This is a genomic window from Oscillospiraceae bacterium (assembly GCA_009780275.1).
Lineage (GTDB): Bacteria > Bacillota > Clostridia > Oscillospirales > UBA929 > WRAI01.
The window spans coordinates 1-21,889 of the sequence record WRAI01000015.1 but is presented as its reverse complement, the minus strand read 5'-3'; the positions used below and the strand labels follow the sequence as shown (position 1 = coordinate 21,889).

Sequence of the window (21,889 nt, the reverse complement as noted above, 5' to 3'; positions counted from 1 at the left end):
TATCCTCGTCTCTAAGTTATCAATTACTCTACTGATTTTACAACGTATATCCGCTTGCCACCCGGCGCGTCAACGCGAACTTTATCGCCCTTTTTGGCGTCCAGTAAGGCTTTGCCGAATGGCGATTCGTCAGAGATACGCCCCTCCATCGGGTTGGCTTCTTGGCTGCCCATAATGGTAAACGTATGTGTGATTGATTTATCATCTTGGGCAACGACGGTGACCGTACTGCCTAAGGCGACGCTGTCGCCGCCTACGGCGCCAATTTCAATTACCACGGCATGATTGATAATGTTTTCAATCTCGGCAATGCGCGAAAAAAGCTTGCCTTGCTCATTTTTTGCCTCATCGTATTCGCTGTTTTCCGACAAGTCGCCGAACGCCAACGCCTCTTTAATTTGGTCGGCAACTTCCTTTTCGCGCACGGTGCGCAAATGAGTTAGTTCCTGTTGTAATTCGTTTAGCCGTTCCTGTGTGAGTTTGAATTCTTTTTGCATATTTGTTACCTCGCATATAATGTATGACTGTCAAGATTATAGTGGAAGAATTAGTCAATGTCAAGCCGTAACATATTTAGCGCGTGATTGACGGCCATGGTACGAACGCGGCTGCGGTTTGGGCCGAGTTGAAATTGTTTGCAGTGTGTGGCCTTCTTACTGGACAACGCAATGTAGACGGTGCCGTTATCTTGGGCGTAACCGGTGATGCCGATGGCAAAATCGCTGTTAAATTTCGTCCGCGCGCCGTCCGCCATGGCAACAGCGACTTGTTGGCTTACCGCATCAAACTCCTCCAACAACTGTGGGGCAATACCCAGCAAGTCAATTTTGGCTTGATTGGTATAAGCACATATGCCGCCCTTAAAGACTTGGCTTGCGCCGGGCAAGGCTGTTATGCGTCCACCCAGCAGCCCACCGGTACATGACTCCGCGGCCGCAAGCGTCAAGCCTTTTTTGCGCAACAGAGCTGATACCGCTGCTTCTAAACTGTCAGCGTCAATGCCGTAGACAACGTCTTTTAGCCCGGCGCACAGCTCGTCAACCACAGGCGTGACAAGTCGCTCTGCTTCATCGCGCTCACGCGCAGCAGCCGTGACGCGCAGCTGCACTTCACCCTCCTTGGCATACGGTGCAATAGTGGGGTTTTTGGCCGCTTGCATACGTTCGCGCAAGCGCTCTTCCAGCGCCGACTCACCCATGCCAAAGATGTTAATGGTCTTAGACACAATGCAGTTTTGCGTCAGCGACTCCAAGTATGGCATAGCGCAAGTGCGAAACATAGCGGAACATTCATGCGGTGGGCCTGGCAACATCAAAGCATGTTTGCCTTTGGTTTGGAAAATGCAGCCGGGCGCGGTGCCCCAATGGTTCTCCATAATCGTGCACCCCACAGGCAATTCGGCCTGCCGTGCGTTACAGTCCGGCATATCGGACTTGATATAAGTGAAATAATCCTTGATTTTTTGCAGCGTTGCTTCGTGCGGTGTGAGCGCAACGCCGAAGAAACAGGCGATGGTTTGCTTGGTTATGTCGTCATACGTCGGACCTAAACCGCCCGTCGTGATGATGATATCACTGCGCGTGCAAGCAATGTCAAGGGCTTGCCGCAAACGACTGTCGTTGTCGCCCGCTACAGTATGGAAATAGACATGGATGCCTAACTCACTCAAGCCCTGGCTAATGACTTGCGCGTTGGTATTAGCGATATTGCCGAGCAATAATTCCGTACCGACGGCGATGATTTCGGCGACTAGATTTGCCACGTTATCACGCTTCTTTCTACTTGAATGTCACTTTCTAACACTGCCAAATTGGATTTCATCTCATTTGTCAGCACTTCTTCATAATTTGGCCGCGTGCGCGGGTGCTTGGGCGTGAAAATAGTGCAGCAGTCGTCATATGGCAAAATCGAGGTTTCAAAAGTATTGATTTTGCGCGCAATGGCGATGATTTCCTCTTTGTCCATGCCGATGCAAGGGCGCAGGACGGGGAAGTTGCTCGTAATCGCGTCATTTGTCACACCCAATGCGCCGATGGTTTGACTGGCAACCTGCCCGAGTGCTTCGCCGGTGATTAAGCAAGACGATTTATTCTGCCGCGCCAAGCGCTCGGCAATGCGCATCATCGATCGCCGCATGAGCAGTGTGAAGTATGCTTCATCGCACCTTTCGCGCAGCCGCTCTTGTAATGCAGTAAACGACACCACATCCAGCATAATGCGACCCGCATAGCCTGCCACCAAGCTGCATAAGTCATGCACTTTTTGCAGCGCCTGCTGTGAGGTATAGGGATAGCTTTCGAAATGCACGGCGTGCAATTCCAGTCCGCGCCGTGCCATGAGATAGCCGGCAACGGGACTGTCAATGCCGCCACTGATGAGTAACGTGCCTTTGCCGCTGCTGCCCACAGGCAAGCCGCCCGCACCGGTATGTGTGCCGCCGTGCAGGTATATATATTGCTCGCGCACTTCGACCATGACAGTTACCTCAGGTGCATGCACATCAACAGTTAAGTGAGGGAAGGCTTCCAACAGGCTACCGCCTAATTCGGCGGCGATTTGCGGCGAAGTAAGCGGAAAACGCTTGTCGGCGCGCTTGGCTTCGACTTTAAAAGTTTTTCTGCCGACAAGTGCTTGGCGTAAATAATCGGGGGCGCGATGCTGCAAAGCAGTCATATCTTTGTCTATGCCTATGGCCGGGCCATAGGTAACGATGCCGAAAATACGTCCGACAACCAACATAACGGCGTCAAGGTCGCAATCGACGAGTGGTGTGATGTATAAACAAGACTGACGGCAATCATAGGAAAACTCGCCTAAATGTTTGAGGCGTCGCTTGGTATTGGCGATAAGCTGTTGTTCAAATTGACGGCGGTTAAGCCCTTTAAGCACGATTTCGCCTAGTTTACATAGAATGACCTGTTGCATAGTATTGCTCTCCGATGAAAAAAATTATAAAAAAGACTTGTCAAATGGAAGGGAAATGTATATACTGGTATCATCATTTAATCGTTGAGGAGGTGAAATCGTGAGTTCGACATTGGATAAAGTTAAAGAAGTTTTGGCGACGCAGCTTGATATTGATGTTGATAAAATTGAAGATACGACCGACATTGCTGAGGATTTAGGCGCCGACTCGTTGGATGTGGTGGAGTTGATGTTTTCTATTGAGGAAGAGTATAATATCACCATTGACGAAGAGCAGATTCGTAAATTCAAGACTGTTGCAGATGTAGCGAAATACATTGATGAAAAAATTTAGAGCTGCCGAGCTGCTGCCTGCGAACAATCAATCTGAAAAACCGCCGTCAGGCGGTTTTTTTATCGGGATTATGTCTCAACTGCTTCACAATGGGGATGCGTTCCAGTGTCAGCAAGAGTGGAAACCCAAACCCGGCGCAGGCGAGGACCTGCCCGCCACCGACTAAAGCCGCCATGATGAAATATGGCGCCCACGCTTCACCGGCAGCTAAGAATACAATCGGCACAGCAAAGGCGTTTAATACAATCGGTGCAACCGGAACAAGCCATTTGATGCGAATGTTGGCAACAATCAAGCCGGCAACCAAGCTGGCAGTGCCGCCGATTAAGGCATCGATAATGCCAAACGGGCTAAATATCAGATTGGCAAAGAAACACCCAACAAACAGTCCGAATGCCGTGACAGGAAAGAAAAATGGCATAACCGTTAACATTTCGGCGACGCGCACTTGAAACGGGCCGAATGACACCAGTTGAAAAATTGCCACAAGCGCGAAGTAAGCGGCAGCGACGATGCCGCATAGCACAATATTATGCGTGGTAAAGAGTTTTTTTGTCATGGTTATCTCTCCTAACATGAATTATGTAATTTTTACTTGCGAATTTGTCCTCCGCCGTGTATAACATACTTTATCGTGGTCAAGGCCCGCAATCCCATTGGGCCGCGGGCGTGCAGCTTTTGCGTTGAAATGCCGATTTCGGCACCCAACCCAAAGCATTCGCCGTCGGTAAACCGCGTGCTGGCGTTCACAATGACGGCGGCGGCGTCAACCTGCTCGGCGAACTGTTCGGCATTGCGTAAGTCGCTTGTTAAAATGCACTCGGTATGCCCTGAGCCATACTGCGCGATGTGCTCGATTGCGACATCTATGTCATCAATAATGCGGAGCGTCAGCGTCAAATCGCCGTGTTCGGCGGCAAAATCCTCGTCTGTTGCAGGTTTGCAGCGGTTGCCGAGAATATCTTGGCAACATTGGCCGCCGCGTAACTCTACATCGTGCAACTTCTTGGCAAGTTTAGGCAGAAACGATGTAGCAATCGATTTGTGTATAAGCACTGTCTCCACGGCATTGCAGACTGACGGGCGTTGCCGCTTGGCGTTGTCGATGATATCAATGGCATTGTCGAGTTTGGCAGACGCGTCAACGTAGATATGCACGACACCGCCTGCTGCTGCGATGACCGGCACGCGCGCGTGTTGTGTGACGTGAGTTTTCAACGCGGCACCACCGCGTGGAATCACAACATCCAGCACATTCTCCAATGCGACCATATCGGTCACCGATTGTCGCGTTGTATCGGTGATTAAAGCCACGCAGTCGGCGGGCAGTCCAACAAATCCCAACGCCTTGCGGCATAAGTCGGACAAGGCTTTATTGCTCTCAATCGCCTCTTTGCCGCCGCGGAGAAGTACGCAGTTGCCACTCTTGAGGCACAACGCAGCTGCGTCAATCGTGACGTTAGGGCGTGACTCATAAATCATGCCGATTGTACCAAGCGGCACGCGCACCGTCTCGACCCGCAAGCCATTGGGCCGGCGCACTACGCTGTCACTGCCGCCGATGGGGTCGTGCGCCGCGATGAGTTGGCGCACGCCGTCTGCCATACTCTCAACACGTTGCGGCGTTAAGCGCAAGCGGTCTAGAAGGGCAGGGGAAAGTCCATTTGCCGTGCCGTTGTCTAAATCAATTTGATTGGCGATAAGCAATTCACTGGTTTGGCTGATGAGCAATTCGGCAATGGCGGTTAACGCCGCATCGCGTTGCTGCTGTGGCGATGTGCCAAGGGTTGGCGCACAGGCTTTAACACGTTTGGCCAGGTCTAAAATCATGGAATCCTCCCATCAATGTAGAGGCGGCTATAGCATCTGTCCCTACGGATTCATGCCGCGTCTAAATTCTTCAATCGTCATAGGCGTATCTGAGCCGATTTGCAGGTAATTGATGATAGAGAGCGTGCCGTCGACATATTCGTAATCGTTGCGGTTGAACCAAATGGCGATACGGATGGGACGGACAAACTCATTGCCTTCGGCTTCGCGGTTGTTTAAAATGCGGAACATATCTTCCACATAGTCGGCTTGCAAGCCCTCGTTGCGTCCCGGTGTTGTCGCGACGTGATGGCCGAGTTCAAAGTTCATTTGCATTTCACCGCCGGAGCCCGCTGCGAATTCCGAAATTGACCATGGCCAGTCGCCGAACCATGGTGCTTTTAAGTTGTAGACGTTGCGATACAGCGTTTCGAAAGAGCGGAAGTGGCCGGCATTATTGCCCATTTCGTAGGCTGTGATGCCCAGTATGTGCATGGTGTGAAAACTTGGCAGGTAGCTAATCCAAGAGCCCCAACGACTGTAAGGAATGGATGGTGTATTGGGATTGAAAATCCAAATGACATTTGTTGCGCCTTCTTCACGGAAAATGTTATACAGCCGTTCCCACGTCATGACAAAAATATCGGGGTCAAGCAGGGTAACCATGCCGCAGTAGCTGACCCAGTCGGTGTCCATTTCGTTATTTAAGCGGAACAGAACGGGGTACTCATAAGCGATAATATCTTGCGCCAGACGGCGGAATTGCTCATCGTATTGACCATTGAGTATTGAGAACATGGGGGTGTAACCATATAGCTGTGATGGCTGGTTATTGCTGGTGGTAAACTGATAGCTCAAATGCAGAACAGGGCGGTCATTGAAACCGTCGCCGCCAGCAAATTCACGCGCCATTTCGAGAGGGAAATGCGCCGGCGTGCCGTGGAAACCGATGTGTGTATATGTCGGCATAATAGTAAAAGTAGTGTCGAGTAAGTTTTCCAAATCAGCCTGATTGCGGCGCATGGATGTCTGCACACTATTCCAATGGGGTGTGCCGTCGCCTGGCATAGAGTCGGTAAAGAAGCCCCAGTCGATGTGATCTTGATTTACCAGCTTTTCAAAATATCGTGCCGTTGCGTCGTCCCAGTATTCGGCGCGAGTGAGAGGAATGGGCGTTTCGTCGCTTTGACTGGTGCCTTGCGGCTCAAACTCACGCACCGATTGAATCATAGCATCAAACTCGTCGGTCATATCATGTGTGGATTTTTGTACAACCAGCAGAAAGCGTATGTATTCGCCTTCTTCGCGTATGACAGCGATATTGTAGTAGGGCATTTCAGCAAGAACTTCGCCGCTGCGGACGCGAATGGCGATGTCGTATTTGCTGACATGGAAACCATCAAGAATATCGGTGCTGTGCTGTACTACGGGGCGTAGGCGCTCCAAGCGGTTGGAACGAATGAAACCGTCGTGGGCAATAAAGCGGGTCAGCCACTCATTGTAATATGTCATCCAGCCGTGCTCCGAGCCGACGGGTACTTCTCTGTCGTCTTCGGTCTCTACCATGCTTCTGTCGTAAGGGTTATCAGTTTCACGTGTGACGGTAATTACGCGATGTTCGTCTGCCAGCTGTACACGGATGCCGCTAAATGTTAAATCGGCCTCAAAGTTGCTGTTCGGCAAGGTTAAAGCATAACCGTCGCTCATGTTGACAAAGCGGCTCTGGTCGCCGTTGTCGAGCATAAAGCTGACATCGTCCTCATCGCCGATGTTGCGCGGCGGATTGTCGGTTGCCTCGCGGTTCCAGTAAGCGGTGAAATCAGTGACCGAGTCGTGCGATGTAAAGCCGTCCCCGTCAGCAAATGCGTCTTGCCAGAACCGCTCGGCAAGGTCGGATGGGCTGGTGTCGGCACAAGCAGAAAAGAGCGGTATGGCCAGGGTTAGCAGCAAAGTTAAGATAAGGATTTTGGATAGCGAACGTGACATGGTAGATTCCTCCTGCGTGTATTGTTTTCTTCAGTATATCATAAAACATAAGGGTGGGTCAACCCGCTTTGTTTAACTGTTCAAGCCCTCTCTAAACGCCTCAATCGCCAGCGGTGCATGCTCACCGATCCGCAAATGGTTTTCAATGAACCACTCGCCGTCGATATATATATTATCATTGGCGTTGAACCAAACGGCAACTTTAATGTTGCGGACAAAATAATTCTCTTCGGCGCTACGGTTGTTGAAAATATAAAACATATCGCGAATCCATTCGGCTTGTTCAAAATCGTGCCGACCTAACGTTGTTTGTATCATTCGATAGCCGTCTGAAGTGGACACTGTTTGTCGCTCGCCGCCGCTGCCGGCAGCAAACTCGGAAATCGACCATATCCAGTCTTGGAAATACGGCGTGTAGCGGTCATAAATGGCACGGTACAGATCCTCAAACGACCTGAATATAAGATTGTTGCCAAACTCATATTTCGTTAGCCCTAAAACGTGTACCATGCTTGTGCACGGCAAATAATTGTGCCATTCGCCCCAGTTGCTGAGCGGGAAAGACAGCCCGTTGGGGTTGAATATCCAAATCAGGTTGGTTACGCCTTCTTCGCGGAAGATGTTGTAAAGCCTTTCCCAGGTCATCGTGAAAATGTCGGGGTCGAGCAGTGTAAAGATGCCTGCCCACGGAATCCAGTCGGAATCCATTTCGTTGTTAAGGCGAAATAAAATAGGATAGCCGTATTCTATGAGGCATTGCGCGAACTCGCGAAAGTGGTCGTCGTAATGACCGTTCAGAATATTGAACATAGGCGTATAGCCATAAAAGTTGGCGAACATGCCGGGCGAGAAATGGTAGGTCAACTGTAAGATGGGGCGGCCGTTAAAACCGTTGCCGCCGGCATACTCGCGCGCTAATGCCATTGGGAACGCTGATAATTGCCCCTGAAAGCTAAGTGACGTATATGTCGGCATAATGGGAAAATGTGTGTCAAGCATCTCCTCCAAAGCGATATGGTCGCGTGCCAGCGCGTCGCGAAAATAACGATAGTCAGCCTCGCCGGGCGAACGCATGGAGTGCATGAAAAAGCCCCAGTCGACATGTTCTTGCTCGGCCAGTAAATCAAAATATGCTGCTGTGGCATCGTCCCAATAGTCCGCACGGGTGGGCTCAAAAGCTACTTGCTCGTTGTGGCTGATGCCCCGCTGTTCAAAGCGACGCACTGAGGCAATCATGGCATCAAACTCGTCAGTCGCATTATGCGTTGCCTTTTGCACAATCAGCAGAAAGCGCACATATTCGCCGGCTGCGCGAATGATGGCTATGTTGTAATAAGGCATCTCGATATTTTCATTGCGAGGGATGTAAATATCGTACAAGCTGACGATAAAGCCGTCTATTATATCAGAGCTTTGATGAGTAATCGGGCGTAGGCGTTGCAGTCGATTGCTGCGCAAGAATCCGTCATGGCCGATAAAGCGTACAAGCCATTCGTTGTACTGCCTTGTCCAGCCCTCAATGTCGTTGCCAAAGGGGCTTCGCTCTTCGTGTGTGATGGTAATGACTCTGTCATCGGTGCGCAATTTAGTACGTACGCCGCTAAACTGTAAGTCGGCTTCGTAATCATCCGCGCCGAACGGCAAGGTCAAGGCATAGCCGTCACTCATGTTGACAAAGCGCGTCACGTCGCCGTTGTCAAGCATAAAGCTCACATCATTATCGCCGATATTACGGGGCACGCGCTCTGTTCGCGCCTCACGGTTCCAGTACGCTGTCAAGCCGACGACATCAGCAGCAGAGGAAAAGCTCTTGCCGTCAGCAAACTCTTCTTGCCAAAATCGATCGGCAATATCAGCCGACGTATCGGAACTGCAGCCGAAAAAGGGCAGCGTGGCGAACAGAGTAAAGATAAATAAAGCAGACATTTTGCGTAACATATTGGTTCCTCCTAATTTTAGTGCAGGGTGCGATGAAGACATCGCACCCTGCGTAGTTTTTATTCGGCGGCAAATCCTTGCCGGAACGCCTCAATCGTCAACGGTGTATGTGCGCCGATACGCAAGTGGTTTAAAATATACATCTCGCCGTCATAGTCAAGATAATCGTTGACGTTGAACCATACAGCAATGCGAATGGGCCGCGCGAAAGTGTATTCGTCAAGATGGCGGTTGTCTAGCACATGAAACATATCACGCACCCACTCGGCTTGTTCATACTCATGCCGCCCCGACGAAGTCACTGTAATGCTGTCACCTACTCGCCGCGCTTCGCCGCCGCTGCCGGCCGCAAATTCCGAAATGGCCCACGGCCAATGGCTGAACCGTTCGTAACGCTCGTAAACTTTATCAACCAAAGACGCAAAGGGCTCAATGTGCATGTTATTTCCGAATTCGTATGGCGAAATGCCAATCATATGGAAGGTATGAAGCGCCGGCATATAGTTGTACCATTTGCCCCAATTGCTGTACGGTACCGAGGTGCTGTTGGGGTTGAAAATCCATATGAGGTTGGTCACGCCTTCTTCACGGAACAGATTATAAAGATGCTCCCACGTCTTGATAAAAATATCGGGGTCAAGCAATGTCAGGATGCCGGAATAGCTCGTCCAATCGCCGTCCATTTCATTGTTGAGGCGGAACAAAATGGGATAACCGTATTCTTTCATGCCCTGCGCGAACTCACGGAAACGGTCGTCGTAACGACCGTTGAGAATGTTAAACATGGGTGTGTAGCCATATAAGTTGCCGTTGTTGGTATCAGTAAATTGATAAGTCATCTGCAAGACAGGACGGCCGTTAAAACCGTCGCCGCCAGCAAACTCCCGCGCCATGCTGAGGGGAAAAGGCTGTGCCGTACCATGCCACCCGAGCGGCGTGTAAGTGGGGAAAATACCGAACGTAGTGTCCATCATCTCTTGCAGCTCGCTTTGATTTCGCTGTATATTTTGGCGCACTGTATTGTAGTTGTAATGGCCGGAAAATTGCAAGACATTGGTGAAAAAGCCCCACTCAAGATAGTCCTCTTGCATCAATAGGTCAAAATATGCCGCTGTCGCATCATCCCAGTAGTCGGCACGGGTTAGTTCAAAAGGTGTTGTGGCGTTTTGACTTTCACCCTGCGGCTCGAATTCGCGCAGCGTTTGCAGCATAGCATCAAACTCATCATTAACATCGTGCGTTGCTTTTTGTACAATCAGCAAAAAGCGTTCATATTCGCCTTCTTGTCGAATGATGGCGATGTTATAGTACGGCATATCGATGTTTTCGTGGTTGCGAATGAGGATGCTGTATAAGCTGACGACGTAACCATCAAGTATATTGATATCATGTTGAACAGCCGGACGTGTTTCTATCAGTCGGTTGGTGCGCAAAAAGCCGGCATTGGCGATGTAGCGGGTTAGCCATTCATCGTAGTAAATGAGCCAACCGTGCAAGTCATTGTCGTAAGGGTTTTGGTCTTCGCGCGTGATGGTAATAATGCGGTCGGCGGTGACCAGCTTGGTGCGCACGCCGCTCAACGCTAAGTCGGCGGTATACTCGGCCGCGCTGAACGGCAAGGTCAAGGCATAGCCGTCACTCATGTTGACAAAGCGCGTCACGTTGCCGTTGTCGAGCATAAAACTCACATCATCGTCGCTGCCAATGCGGTTCGGCACGGCGTTGACTGACGTCGTGCGATTCCAGTATGTCGTCAGACCAACGAGGTCATTGGCAGACGTAAAGTTTACGCCGTCGGCGAAGCCATCGTGCCAAAACCGTTGTGCAACATCTCGCGGTGTTTGCTCGCTGCACCCGAACAGAAACAGTGCTGCAAACAGGATTAGGATAAGTAAAGCAGACATTTTGCGTAGCATAAACATAACCCCCTGTGGTTTCGTAGCGTGCGGGTTATTAGAAACACGCACCTATATTTAAATGCTAGTATAACATACCAACACCCCCTTGACAATCCCGAACTTTTACGGCATAATAACCAATGTATGGATGAAAATGTCGTTGACTTAAATAAGGAGCGCAAGAAGCGGGCGCGAAAGCCGTTTAGACCTTTGCGTTCTCTTTTGAGTGCAATTTTCATCTTTGTTGTTGTCGGACTAGTGCTGTATGCGGTTATCAACCGTGACCAATTGCAAGGCAATCCCATGTTGGCATTTTTTGAGCGACTGAACATACCGTTTCAGAGAGAGGGCGAACCGGCAGATCAATTTATCTACGACCGTAATTTACGCAACAGTGTGCAAGTTTACCGCAACGGGTTGGTGATTCTGTCGCCGGCGCGGTTGGCTGTTCATGACGTGAGTGGACGCGAGCAGGTCAGTATAGCAGTCAATATGCCCAACCCCGTGTTGCGCGTGGGTGACAATGCACTGCTCAGTTTCGACCGTGGCGGGCAAGCGTTGCTCATTCATCGCCGATATGAACTGCGCCGCAGTGAGGTATTTGAACACGGCATCATCAACGCTCACATGAATGTCGACGGACGCTATTTGCTCATTACGCGGCAACCCGGTTATGCGGCAGTGATTACAGTGTATAATGCCGACGACCGCCGCATGTATCAGTGGTTCTCGGCGGCACAATTTGTTGTTGACGCGGCGCTTTCACCGCATGCCAATGCTATTGCCGTGGCAACAGTGCGGCAGGACGGTATCGCCGCTTTGGGCGAGGTGCGTCTCTTTAATGCACGTGATGATTCGGGCGAGCCGGCTTATGTATTTTCACAGCCCGACGGCGTACCGTTGGCGGTAACGTATCGGCGTGGCAATGTAATTGCGACATTGTGGGAAGATGAATTGATTTTGCTCGATAATCAGGCTCGGGAAATCGCGCGATGGGGATGGTCGGGACAGGTGCTGCGAAGCTTCAGCTTCGGGGGTGATTATATTGTCCTGCAGGTTTCGCGCTATCAGTCCGAAGGTGGCAGTACTATTGTAGTACTTGACAATGATGGTAATGTGATTGCCGAAAAGGCCTTTGGTGAAGACATTATAGACCTTGATGCCGGCGGCGGTAAAATTGCATTGCTGACCCGCGATGCCGGTGTTGTCTATTCGACAAGATTGGAAGAATTGGGCGTTGTAATGATTGAGCCGGACGAGCGAGGCGTTATTGTACGTGATGATGGCAGTTTGGTACTGTTGGGGCAACGCGCCGCGCGGGTTATTTCAATAGAAGAGTAGAGTTGCCTGTCTTTCGAGCAGTGGAATAAGGCAAGAAAAAACGGAAATGCGGTAACACCGTACCACTACGTGGACTTGTGGTCGTTCGCGACTTAACTTTGACCGTCCATGAGAGAGTAGAGGTGTGACAAACGAGGGAGGACTACTTAATATGCCTTGGATTTTATGGGATATCATTATCGTTGCTGTGCTGGCATTTGCCGCGTGGCGTGGATGGCGCAGAGGGTTGATTCTCAGCATAGCCGGCATTGCCGTCTTCGTATTGTCAATATGGTTGGCCGGCGTATTGGCGGGGCAGTTTGCTAACCCGGCGGCCGATAGCTTCTCTACCCTGATTGGCGGTCGCGCAGCTGACGCATTTGACGACGCGCGCGAGGAATATATTTATGAACGCGACGACGATGAGCGCATAAATGACCACGACCCCGAAACACAACGTGCCTTAGCCGAGCGGACGCTCCGGCAATTGAATATTCACAGCCGTGATATTGGACGCCTGCAAAGTGAAATTATGGAGCAGGTCACCGAACATGGCGAAACGGTTCGGGCGGCGGCAACTACAGTGATGGCGCGTGCAATTATGCGGATTGTGTTGTTTATATTCTTTTTCATTATATTGGCAATCGTGCTGCATTTGCTTGTGCGATTTATCAATACTTTCTTTGAAATTCCGATTATAAAGCAACTCAATCAATTTGGAGGGCTGGGTGTCGGGATCTTGTCGGGATTGCTACTGATTTTTGTGTTGGCATGGCTTATTCGCTATACAGGGGTAGGTGCGGGTACACTAGGTGCCAACGACAGCTTTATTATGGGATGGATACAGAACATCACGCCATTCCGCATTTTCTAAGTAGGACACTACCTAAATATGCTTTGAATGGCGATAGATACGATAATTTTTGAGGCTTTACCATGAATATACCTAACATGCTATCTTTATTACGGCTGCTGATGGTGCCGATGTTTCCCATCGTGTATAATTCAGGTGTGCTTTATGCACACTGGTATGCAGCGGGCGTGTATTTGCTGGCCGCTTGCACCGATGTCATTGATGGTTGGTTGGCACGGCGCAATGACCAAATCACAAAATTGGGACGAATTCTTGACCCGATGGCTGATAAAGCCATGGCGTTTACTGTGTTATTGACCATTACGATTGCTGGTGTGGTACACTGGTGGGCAGTGCTTGTGCTGTTTGTCAAGGAGGTGGTGATGGCGTGGGGCGCGATGGTGCTTATGCGTAAGCGCAATGATGTATTTGCTGCTGTCGAAGTTGGAAAAGCGGCGACGGCAGTATTCTTTGTTGTCTGTTTGGTGATGACAGTCTTTCCTGCCATTCCGCTGTTATGGAGCAATGTCTTGCTGGCGATTGCTGTTGGGCTGAATATCGCCGCATTGATATATTATTTATACCTGTACTTTAACAAGCAGGAAGAAAAAATATAATTTTTGACGTTGGGGACGCACCAAGCGTCCCCATAACTACGGAAATTGGAGAGAAGCTTATGGGAACATTGGGAACACTGTGTGTTCATTGCAAAAAAAATATTGCCGTTGTGTTTGTTACACGGATGGAAAAGGATAAAGAGCCGGAACATCAAGGATTCTGCCTAAAATGTGCACGTGAATTAAATATGAATATCGGCCCGTTTGGTAGCATGTTTAAGCAGATGGGCATGACGGATGACGATATGGATGCCATCAGCAGCGGTATGAGTGAGATGCTGAGCGACCCATCGGCGCTGATGAGTGGGCTGGGTGTAATGAATGAAGGCAACGAGGATAACGACGACGATTCGGCTATCGACGATGAGGGCAAGACAGCAACATTTCCATTTCTTGACCGCATCTTTCAAAACCAAATGCCGTTGCCACAGCCTGACCAATCGGCGTCCGCCAATGAAGAGCAACCAAAGCAAGCTGGTGACGGACAGTCGGCAGATGGCGGGCGTCCCGGACGGGATAAAAAACGTGAAAACGGGCGTGATAACAAAGCCAAGCAGCCTAAAAAGCTGAAGTTTTTGGACAGTTATTGCCTCAATTTGACAGGTCGGGCGCGTGACGGAAAACTTGATCGCATCGTCGGGCGCGGCGATGAGACTGAGCGCGTCATTCAGATTATCAACCGGCGGCAAAAGAACAACCCCTGCTTGATTGGTGAACCCGGCGTAGGCAAAACAGCGATTGCCGAAGGCTTGGCATTGCGTATTGCCGAGGGGAGTGTGCCGGATAAGCTCAAAGACAAAGAGGTGTATTTGCTCGATTTGACGTCGCTTGTTGCCGGTACACAGTTTCGTGGGCAGTTTGAAAGTCGCATGAAGGGCTTGATTGAGGAGATTAAACGCACGGGCAACATTATTTTGGTCATTGACGAAGTACATACACTGGTCGGTGCCGGTGATGCTGAGGGGTCGATGAATGCTGCGAATATTCTGAAACCGGCATTGTCACGCGGTGAGATTCAAGTCATCGGTGCCACGACATTTGCTGAGTATCGAAAACATATCGAAAAAGATGCCGCGCTGGAGCGCCGCTTTCAGCCGGTGATTATTAATGAGCCATCAGTTGATGAATCGGTCAAGATTTTAGAGGGCATTGCACACTATTATGAACAACATCACGGCATTTCAGTTGACAACACCATTTGTCGTGCTGCTGTGACATTGAGCGAACGCTATATCACCGACCGCTTCTTGCCCGACAAGGCGATTGATTTGCTCGATGAGGCGGCGAGCTCACTAAATTTATCAAGTGAGCAAATCGCGCAAGCGGCGAAACTTCATCGGAAGTTGCGCGGGTTGGACGAGGAAATTGCATTATTGCAAGAGGAAGAAGATGTTGATTATGAGGCGTTGGCGGCTTGTAAGAGCAAGTCGTTACAGTTGAAAGAGGATTTACAGGAAGTCATGAAAGACGGTGCGCCTAAGTTGACGGTGGCCGACTTGGCGCGTGTGATTGAGCAGTGGACAAAAGTGCCTGCCAGTTCGATTGCGGCCGCGGAATTTGAAAAATTAAACGGCTTGCCCGAGCGCTTAAAAAAGCGCATCGTCGGGCAGGATGACGCAATAATCGCCATTACAGCGGCGATTGCGCGCAATCGGGTGGGGCTGTCGCCCAAGCGAAAGCCTGTGTCGTTGATTTTTGCGGGACCGACAGGCGTGGGCAAGACCGAATTGGTCAAGTTAATTGCCGCTGATATGTTTGACACGCCGGAGAGCTTGATACGGCTTGATATGTCAGAGTTTATGGAAAAGCATGCGGTCAGCCGTATTATCGGCTCGCCGCCCGGATATGTGGGCTATGACGAGGCAGGGCAATTGACTGAGAAGATTCGTCGCAAGCCATATTCTGTTGTGCTGTTTGATGAAATTGAGAAAGCGCACCCTGATGTGCTGAATGTGCTGCTGCAAGTGCTGGATGACGGATATATCACCGATGCACACGGCCGAAAAGTCAACTTTGAAAACACGATTTTGGTTATGACTACGAATGCCGGCAGCGATAAAAAGACAGGAAGCATTGGCTTCGGCCGCACTGATGAGGCTCTTAATCGTGACCGTACCATGAAAGCCCTGAAAGATTTTCTGCGCCCTGAATTCCTCAATCGTGTGGATGAAATCGTTGTTTTCAATCCGTTGCCGCAGGAGCATTTTAAGGCGATTGCGGTTATTATGATGGATGATTTGGCTGAAGCAGCAAGCAGTCGCGGGTTGACATTGACCTATGACGCATTGGTGCCGGAATGGCTTGCTAAGCAGGCGTTTTCAGAAGAATATGGTGCGCGGCATTTGCGGCGGTACATTCAAAAAGAAATTGAGGATAAAATTGCGAGCTTGCTGGTCGAGCGGTATGCCGATGTGCCGTCGGGCGTGACGGTTTCGGTTGATAGCGAGCAGTTAGTGGTGATTAGTTAGGAGCATGAGGAGAGTACTGTGAAGAAAATCCTTAAAAACGGATATTGGCAATTGTTGCTGTTGTTCGGTGTGATGATGGTGCTATCGTTTGTGCTGTGGGCGGCGGATGTTGCTTTTGTGCCGTTCAACGATTGGGTTTTCGCGCTGTTGCTGGCGAGCGCAACGGTTGGTATTACAGCCAACGCTGTGCGGCAACGCGAGCATAAAATAAGCTACTTGCCGCTATTGTTGCCACCGATGTCGGGCGGCGTGATGACGCTGTTTTTACTGACGGTTCCGATGGCATTTGTTATACGTATTTTTCTATTCCTCACAATGGCACTGTGTAGCATGATTGTGTTTTTCGCTTGTACCAAGCGGCTGCAATCGTGGTGGCATAATGCAATGGTCGGTGCGGTGTATGTGATTGCAACAATGGTTGTTGGTGTGGTGATATTCGCTGGCACGGTGTTGTCGTGGATATACAATTACGACATGAATAACGCAATGCAAGTGGAATCGCCCGATGGCAGATTTACTGCGGCATTGGGGCGGACGAGTGACGGCTTGCAGGTGACGTTGATAGATAATGGCGGTATACATTTGGGTGTGGGACGGATTACATATCGTCAGCAACGGTTTCTATCCGGCGAGCGGGCAAGCGCATTTTATGCTGAAGCAGAATGGGTTGAGGACGATGTTTTGCGTGTGCGTCATGGATGGAACTGGTATTATAGGCTTGAAGGACAGCGTTGGGTGCAAGAGCGAGTAAGGTGATGAAACTACTAAAAAACTGGACATGGCGGAAGATAATCAGAGCAACCCTCATCGTATTTCTCATCATCGCCGCCATCCACATCATCCACGCACTCACACTCGACAGAATTCTACAATACAAAGAAGTATCACTCTACTCACAAAATCTGCCGCCCGAAATGGATGGATACAGAGTGGCATTCATTGCCGACACGCACATCTTGTCCGACAGCCGATTGCGCGGGATTGTCGACGAATTGAACAGCAGAGACATTGACTTGTTGCTCCTCGGCGGCGATATGTCAGTCGGCGGTCATGTGCCGGAGGGGAAGTTTGAAACCTTTACGGAAATTGCAACGACGGACGGTATGTTCGGCATTTCCGGCAACCATGATTGGTATCCGAGGCTGTTTGAGGCTTATATTGTCAACGGTATCATGCCATTAGCAAATAGCGGGTTGCATGTTCGCGAGAATTTCTATCTGGCGGGCGTGGAAGATCTTTGGGGTGGCAATCCGTGCATTGAAACGGCGATTGCCGATGCGACTGCCGATGATTTTGTGTTGTTGTTGTCACATAATCCTGATGTGGCTATGCAACAGGACACGAGCGATGTTGATCTAATATTGAGTGGTCATACACACGGCGGGCAAATAACATTTTTTTGTGTTTGGGCGCCGTACTTTACTTTGCGACGACATATTACCGAATATGGTCAGCGCTTTCGTGCAGGCTGGGCACAGAGTCGTGACGGTACGCCGGTGCTTGTCAGTCGCGGGGCGGGAGAATATTTGCCGCGGGTGTTTGCGCGGCCGCAAGTGGTGATTGTGACATTGAGACATGGGGAATGAAATATTAAGATATGAACTTTGAATTTATTACCGAAAAATTAGACGCTATGCCTGTCCCAATGTTTTTGCTCAAAGATGGGGTTATTTTGCATGGCAATGACGCTGCCGCGCGGCTGTTCGGCACGACGTGGTGTGGACATGAACTGTATGCGCTGTTTGATGCTGATTTAGTGCCACAGCTACTGCGCGGTGCAGTTGAGTTGTATAGCATGTTTTCGCGCAATGAGAAGGCGTATGATTTACGATTGCGGCCGGAAGGCGAGTACTTTGTGTTGGAATTTTTGCCTGATGCGGGTAAATTGTCAAGCGAGGCCTTTGCCGATTTGCTGCAGAGTATCAGCATCAAACTGCTTGAATTGCTGCAGAGCTACAACATTCGTGCACAGGATGCCAATTATATGCGACAGTTTACACGGCTGGCGCGGCATATCGGTGATTTGGCGCAATTTGAGAATAAAAACAAACAATATATGCCTATCCTATCTGAAGCACAGGCATATATTGAAACTTTTTCTGAACGACTGACAACAGAATTATCGATGGGGCGTATTCGTATTTTGTCGTTGGAAGATGTCGCGCCAATGGAATTGGATACGATGAAGCTGGACATTGTGCTTTACAATTTATTGACAAACGCATTGAAAGCCTCGCCGTATGATGCGGAAATTGTTGTGCGGCCATGGATTGCAGATGAAATGCTACATATTTCAGTGGAGGACAAAGGACCCGGCTTTGACTTTAGTAGACACCGCACCACGACGCAAGCTAAGTTGGGATTGGAATTGGTAGATAGGATTATTAAGCTGATGGGCGGGCAATGGGAGAAACGAAACCGCCCGGAGGGCGGGGCGTATGTGGCGATTCATTTACCGATGAAAGTAGATATAAGGATACAACAGTTGCAAAGCAATGTGACGCCGTTGTATGACAACGGCGCAGCATTGGAATTGCTGCGGCTGGAAATGGCGGCATGGCTATGAGAAAAATGGTGCGAAAAGCTAAAAAGCAGCCACAAGGGCTGCTTTTTGCAATGTAAATGCAGGGCTATCCAACTGTCGTCGGTGTATCATAATATTCGCCAAACGTTTCAACCGTCACACATTGCATAACTTGTTCTTCATTCGGTCGGACCGTTGCACCATCGATGTTCGGGCCATCCTGTGCTGCGATACGATCGATCACATCCATACCATCGATAACCCTGCCAAATGAGGCGTATGCTGTATCCAGCCCCGGCGAATCGGCCGTCATGATAAAGAATTGTGAACCGGCACTATCAGGGTGCTGGGCGCGAGCCATTGAGATAACACCTCTGTTGTGAGATAAGTCATTCTCAAAGCCATTTGCCGAAAATTCCCCCTTGATGCTATAACCCGGCCCGCCGCTGCCCGTCCCGTCAGGGCATCCACCTTGAATCATAAAACGTGGGCTTACACGATGAAAGACGGTGCCATCATAAAACCCTCTGTTGACAAGATTTACAAAATTCAGCACTGTATTGGGCGCAACATCATAGTACAACTCTATCACAATACGTCCGCCATTCTTCATTTCGATCGTCACTTGCGGATTTTTTCTTTCTTCTGACATAATCATTCCCCTTTATTGATTTGTTCGCGTTTACAACATAAACATAACATATTTATAGAATATATCATAACGGCTCGGCAAAGTCAATTAAACCTCACTTTCTTGAATCCATTTGTTATACAGGAATGCGATATGCTCTTCAATCTGATGTTTTTTCTGATAGAGCATATCCATTGTTTGATACGCGGAGTTGGACAACAGCATTTCTATCTCGCCAGTGATTGCATCCAACTCAGACTCGGCTTCACAAATGAGCGCTTCCGGCGAGAACGGGATTTTAGGCGAATCTTTTGTTTTGGCAGGAAACTTTTTCTTTTTCTTGCTGACAGAAGATATGCTTGCCAATGCCTTATCGGTTACCGTTGATTTTAGATAGTCGTCAAAACCACCGTTAAACGCAGTGATGCCACCCCTTTCCATGTGCCATATTTTTGACGCAAACTTATTTAGAAAATATCGGTCGTGGGAGATAAATAGCATCGTGCCGTCCCAATCGGACACAGCATCCTCAATCCATTCTCTTGACGCAATATCAAGGTGGTTTGTCGGCTCATCAAGAATCAAGACGTTTGCCTGATTTTGCATGAGCAGACATAGCTTTAAGCGGCTTTTCTCGCCGCCGGAAAGATTGCCGACCCGCTTCAACACGTCTGGGGCTCTAAATCGAAAACGCGCCAAAATACTTCGCAGCTTTTCTTCGGGGAGAGCAACTATATCTCGTAAGGTCTCAAGCACTGTCGCATTTTCATCGTCGAACAGGATGATTTGGGGCATATATGCAATTTTGATACTGCTGCTTATTTTGACTACGCCTTTGTCACAAACGTCCTCCCTCATTACCAGTTTCAAGAGTGTGGTCTTTCCACAGCCATTTTCGCCGACTAAAGCAATACGGTCATTCCTGTTAATGCTAAGTGTCACGTTATCCAGCAACGCATTGGCCCCATAGCCTTTACATACCGAATCGAACGTGACAACTTCTTTTGCCGCATACCCGCCGCGATTGAAGTCCTCAGTCATTTTTCCTGATGTGATAGGTTTCTCTACCTTGTCCATTTGTTCAATGCGCTTTTCCATAGCCAAAGCACGCTTGGCTAGTCCTGTATTTAACGGATTTATCGCAGCCCATACGCGCTGTCGCTTTATCGCAAATTCCAGCTGGTCGATTTTTCGCTGTTGCTGCTTATATTGTTCTGCGTGAGTAAAAAAACGCCTCTCTTTTTCTTCGACATAGAAGCTGTAGTTGCCTTGATAAAAATGCAACTTGCCGTCATCGATTTCTATCACGCGCTCAATCACACGATCAAGAAAAACCCGGTCATGAGAAATAACCACAATCGTACCTTGAAATTCTCGTAAAAAACGTTCAAGCCACTCGAGAGAGGCTAAGTCAAGATGATTTGTTGGCTCGTCGAGCAGGAGTATATCGCAGCCTCGAAGCAGAATACGCGCTAAATTTACCCGTGTTTTTTCACCGCCACTCAGCAATTGAAACGGGCTATTCCTTAGTTTCTCTCCAATGTTCATGCCATTGCAGATTTTCTCAATTTTGAAATCCACCTCATACCCACCGTGCCGCTCGTATTCCTCCATCAATTTTCCGTATCGCGTCAAAACCGCCGGATTTTCGTCACCTTCGATTTTTTTCATGGCCGCATGAATGTCAGTTATCTCTTTGAATGACGACCGCAAAATATCCTCAACAGTATCATTGTCGGCAAAAACCGGGATTTGTGCGAGAATCTCCACTCTTTTAATTGTTGCTTTGGCAAGACCTCCGCTATCATAAGGCTCATCTTCGGCAATTACCTTGAATAAGGTTGTTTTGCCGGAGCCATTTTTTCCCAACAGTCCGATTTTCTCACCGCTGTAAATTTCAAAGGTAACACCCTTAATCACATGGTTTGCACCGTAGTATTTGTGCAGTTCATGCATTGATATATCAATCATAATAAAAACTCCTTTATGTTTAGGCATAAAAATACCCTATGCAGATTGTTTTGACTGCACAGGGAACCCAAGCATAAAGGCGCGGAACTATGCCGCTATTTCATGTGGTGATAGGCATTCAAAACAATCTAATTTCTCAAAATAGGCAGATTGACCCCTTGAAGTGACAAGAGTCATTGCAAGTTGGTGGTTTAAAACCGCCAAAAGGGCACAACTATCCCCTGTATTTATTGTTTTGAAGGTAAATTTACGCACGATGTTACTTCCGAGGAAGACTTCGCTCGCAAACATTGGTTTAGATTGTTTCATGTCTCTCACCACCTCTCATTGTAGATATTGTTTTAAGAATATCATAAAAACATTGAAAAGTCAAGATAAAATTTTATAAAAAGGCATGAAAAGGTATTGACATAACATTCGACTTGTGCTATTATGTTCGAGTGCGTTGATAATAGTTAGCGCATTTAATCCTTATTATTTTATGATTTTTTCAAAGGAGAAAGAAAATGCTAAGAACGAAGAGAAGCCTCTTGGCACTAGTGATGGCATTGGCCATGCTAGTAAGCTTCAGCGCAACGATCGCTGTAGCTGACCCGTCGATCATCGATCCGACGG

General features: G+C 49.0%; 19 protein-coding genes. 8 read left to right on the top strand and 11 right to left on the bottom strand.

Going from position 1 to position 21,889, the window contains the following annotated elements:
- Window positions 1–23 precede the first annotated feature (23 nt).
- Genes greA through thiI form a run of 3 tightly spaced genes read right to left on the bottom strand, consistent with a single transcriptional unit; the run spans window position 24 to window position 2,925 of the window.
- Complete coding sequence (greA, locus tag FWE06_05725; protein ID MCL2546679.1) at window positions 24–497, bottom strand: transcription elongation factor GreA; 474 nt, start codon at window positions 495–497, stop codon at window positions 24–26.
- A 50-nt stretch (window positions 498–547) separates the two neighbouring features.
- Window positions 548–1,762, bottom strand: a complete 1,215-nt coding sequence (locus FWE06_05720) for a competence/damage-inducible protein A (GenBank protein MCL2546678.1) — start codon at window positions 1,760–1,762, stop codon at window positions 548–550.
- Window positions 1,750–2,925, bottom strand: a complete 1,176-nt coding sequence (thiI, locus tag FWE06_05715; protein MCL2546677.1) for a tRNA 4-thiouridine(8) synthase ThiI — start codon at window positions 2,923–2,925, stop codon at window positions 1,750–1,752. Before thiI ends, FWE06_05720 begins: the two co-directional genes overlap by 13 nt.
- Window positions 2,926–3,025: 100 nt before the next feature.
- Between thiI and acpP the strand changes: the two genes are divergently transcribed.
- Entirely contained in the window at window positions 3,026–3,259 is a 234-nt protein-coding gene (gene acpP / locus FWE06_05710; GenBank protein MCL2546676.1) for an acyl carrier protein, read from the top strand.
- 46 nt (window positions 3,260–3,305) lie between these two features.
- Here acpP and FWE06_05705 read toward each other — a convergent pair whose 3' ends face one another.
- The 5 genes from FWE06_05705 to FWE06_05685 all read right to left on the bottom strand — a co-directional run bounded on the left by FWE06_05705 (window position 3,306) and on the right by FWE06_05685 (window position 10,908).
- A complete protein-coding gene (locus FWE06_05705; GenBank protein MCL2546675.1) occupies window positions 3,306–3,818 on the bottom strand; it encodes a QueT transporter family protein in 513 nt (170 codons plus the stop codon).
- A 32-nt stretch (window positions 3,819–3,850) separates the two neighbouring features.
- Window positions 3,851–5,089 (bottom strand): glutamate-5-semialdehyde dehydrogenase, encoded by a 1,239-nt coding sequence (locus FWE06_05700; protein ID MCL2546674.1) that lies wholly within the window; start codon window positions 5,087–5,089, stop codon window positions 3,851–3,853.
- Window positions 5,090–5,131: 42 nt separating this feature from the next.
- Window positions 5,132–7,054 (bottom strand): hypothetical protein, encoded by a 1,923-nt coding sequence (locus FWE06_05695; GenBank protein MCL2546673.1) that lies wholly within the window; start codon window positions 7,052–7,054, stop codon window positions 5,132–5,134.
- A 72-nt stretch (window positions 7,055–7,126) separates the two neighbouring features.
- Window positions 7,127–8,992, bottom strand: coding sequence for a glycoside hydrolase family 26 protein (locus FWE06_05690; GenBank protein ID MCL2546672.1), 1,866 nt, complete (start codon window positions 8,990–8,992; stop codon window positions 7,127–7,129).
- Between the two features lie 59 nt (window positions 8,993–9,051).
- Window positions 9,052–10,908, bottom strand: a complete 1,857-nt coding sequence (locus FWE06_05685; GenBank protein MCL2546671.1) for a glycoside hydrolase family 26 protein — start codon at window positions 10,906–10,908, stop codon at window positions 9,052–9,054.
- 126 nt (window positions 10,909–11,034) lie between these two features.
- Between FWE06_05685 and FWE06_05680 the strand changes: the two genes are divergently transcribed.
- The 7 genes from FWE06_05680 to FWE06_05650 all read left to right on the top strand — a co-directional run bounded on the left by FWE06_05680 (window position 11,035) and on the right by FWE06_05650 (window position 18,714).
- Window positions 11,035–12,231: a DUF5711 family protein gene (locus FWE06_05680; GenBank protein MCL2546670.1), complete on the top strand. Its 1,197-nt coding sequence runs from the start codon at window positions 11,035–11,037 to the stop codon at window positions 12,229–12,231.
- A gap of 151 nt (window positions 12,232–12,382) precedes the next feature.
- On the top strand, window positions 12,383–13,084 hold the full coding sequence (locus tag FWE06_05675; GenBank protein MCL2546669.1) for a CvpA family protein: 702 nt from the start codon (window positions 12,383–12,385) through the stop codon (window positions 13,082–13,084).
- 62 nt (window positions 13,085–13,146) lie between these two features.
- Entirely contained in the window at window positions 13,147–13,680 is a 534-nt protein-coding gene (locus FWE06_05670; protein ID MCL2546668.1) for a CDP-alcohol phosphatidyltransferase family protein, read from the top strand.
- 59 nt (window positions 13,681–13,739) lie between these two features.
- Window positions 13,740–16,148, top strand: coding sequence for an ATP-dependent Clp protease ATP-binding subunit (locus tag FWE06_05665; protein ID MCL2546667.1), 2,409 nt, complete (start codon window positions 13,740–13,742; stop codon window positions 16,146–16,148).
- Between the two features lie 18 nt (window positions 16,149–16,166).
- Window positions 16,167–16,904, top strand: coding sequence for a hypothetical protein (locus FWE06_05660; GenBank protein MCL2546666.1), 738 nt, complete (start codon window positions 16,167–16,169; stop codon window positions 16,902–16,904).
- Window positions 16,904–17,734, top strand: a complete 831-nt coding sequence (locus FWE06_05655) for a metallophosphoesterase (protein MCL2546665.1) — start codon at window positions 16,904–16,906, stop codon at window positions 17,732–17,734. Before FWE06_05660 ends, FWE06_05655 begins: the two co-directional genes overlap by 1 nt.
- A gap of 11 nt (window positions 17,735–17,745) precedes the next feature.
- Window positions 17,746–18,714 carry an ATP-binding protein gene (locus tag FWE06_05650; GenBank protein ID MCL2546664.1) on the top strand — a complete coding sequence of 323 codons (969 nt, stop codon included), beginning with the start codon at window positions 17,746–17,748 and terminating at the stop codon, window positions 18,712–18,714.
- Between the two features lie 64 nt (window positions 18,715–18,778).
- Here FWE06_05650 and FWE06_05645 read toward each other — a convergent pair whose 3' ends face one another.
- The 3 genes from FWE06_05645 to FWE06_05635 all read right to left on the bottom strand — a co-directional run bounded on the left by FWE06_05645 (window position 18,779) and on the right by FWE06_05635 (window position 21,583).
- Window positions 18,779–19,324, bottom strand: a complete 546-nt coding sequence (locus FWE06_05645; GenBank protein MCL2546663.1) for a peptidylprolyl isomerase — start codon at window positions 19,322–19,324, stop codon at window positions 18,779–18,781.
- 87 nt (window positions 19,325–19,411) lie between these two features.
- A complete protein-coding gene (locus FWE06_05640; GenBank protein ID MCL2546662.1) occupies window positions 19,412–21,274 on the bottom strand; it encodes an ATP-binding cassette domain-containing protein in 1,863 nt (620 codons plus the stop codon).
- Window positions 21,275–21,361: 87 nt separating this feature from the next.
- On the bottom strand, window positions 21,362–21,583 hold the full coding sequence (locus FWE06_05635; protein MCL2546661.1) for a hypothetical protein: 222 nt from the start codon (window positions 21,581–21,583) through the stop codon (window positions 21,362–21,364).
- Window positions 21,584–21,889 lie beyond the last annotated feature (306 nt).

Bases quoted from the DNA above. Each gene is read 5' to 3' on its own strand.
- greA (MCL2546679.1), bottom strand. From the start codon at position 497: ATGCAAAAAGAATTCAAACTCACACAGGAACGGCTAAACGAATTACAA.
- thiI (MCL2546677.1), bottom strand. From the start codon at position 2,925: ATGCAACAGGTCATTCTATGTAAACTAGGCGAAATCGTGCTTAAAGGG.
- FWE06_05705 (MCL2546675.1), bottom strand. From the start codon at position 3,818: ATGACAAAAAAACTCTTTACCACGCATAATATTGTGCTATGCGGCATC.
- FWE06_05700 (MCL2546674.1), bottom strand. From the start codon at position 5,089: ATGATTTTAGACCTGGCCAAACGTGTTAAAGCCTGTGCGCCAACCCTT.
- FWE06_05695 (MCL2546673.1), bottom strand. From the start codon at position 7,054: ATGTCACGTTCGCTATCCAAAATCCTTATCTTAACTTTGCTGCTAACC.
- FWE06_05690 (MCL2546672.1), bottom strand. From the start codon at position 8,992: ATGTTACGCAAAATGTCTGCTTTATTTATCTTTACTCTGTTCGCCACG.
- FWE06_05685 (MCL2546671.1), bottom strand. From the start codon at position 10,908: ATGCTACGCAAAATGTCTGCTTTACTTATCCTAATCCTGTTTGCAGCA.
- FWE06_05680 (MCL2546670.1), top strand. From the start codon at position 11,035: ATGGATGAAAATGTCGTTGACTTAAATAAGGAGCGCAAGAAGCGGGCG.
- FWE06_05675 (MCL2546669.1), top strand. From the start codon at position 12,383: ATGCCTTGGATTTTATGGGATATCATTATCGTTGCTGTGCTGGCATTT.
- FWE06_05670 (MCL2546668.1), top strand. From the start codon at position 13,147: ATGAATATACCTAACATGCTATCTTTATTACGGCTGCTGATGGTGCCG.
- FWE06_05665 (MCL2546667.1), top strand. From the start codon at position 13,740: ATGGGAACATTGGGAACACTGTGTGTTCATTGCAAAAAAAATATTGCC.
- FWE06_05655 (MCL2546665.1), top strand. From the start codon at position 16,904: ATGAAACTACTAAAAAACTGGACATGGCGGAAGATAATCAGAGCAACC.
- FWE06_05650 (MCL2546664.1), top strand. From the start codon at position 17,746: ATGAACTTTGAATTTATTACCGAAAAATTAGACGCTATGCCTGTCCCA.
- FWE06_05645 (MCL2546663.1), bottom strand. From the start codon at position 19,324: ATGTCAGAAGAAAGAAAAAATCCGCAAGTGACGATCGAAATGAAGAAT.
- FWE06_05640 (MCL2546662.1), bottom strand. From the start codon at position 21,274: ATGATTGATATATCAATGCATGAACTGCACAAATACTACGGTGCAAAC.
- FWE06_05635 (MCL2546661.1), bottom strand. From the start codon at position 21,583: ATGAAACAATCTAAACCAATGTTTGCGAGCGAAGTCTTCCTCGGAAGT.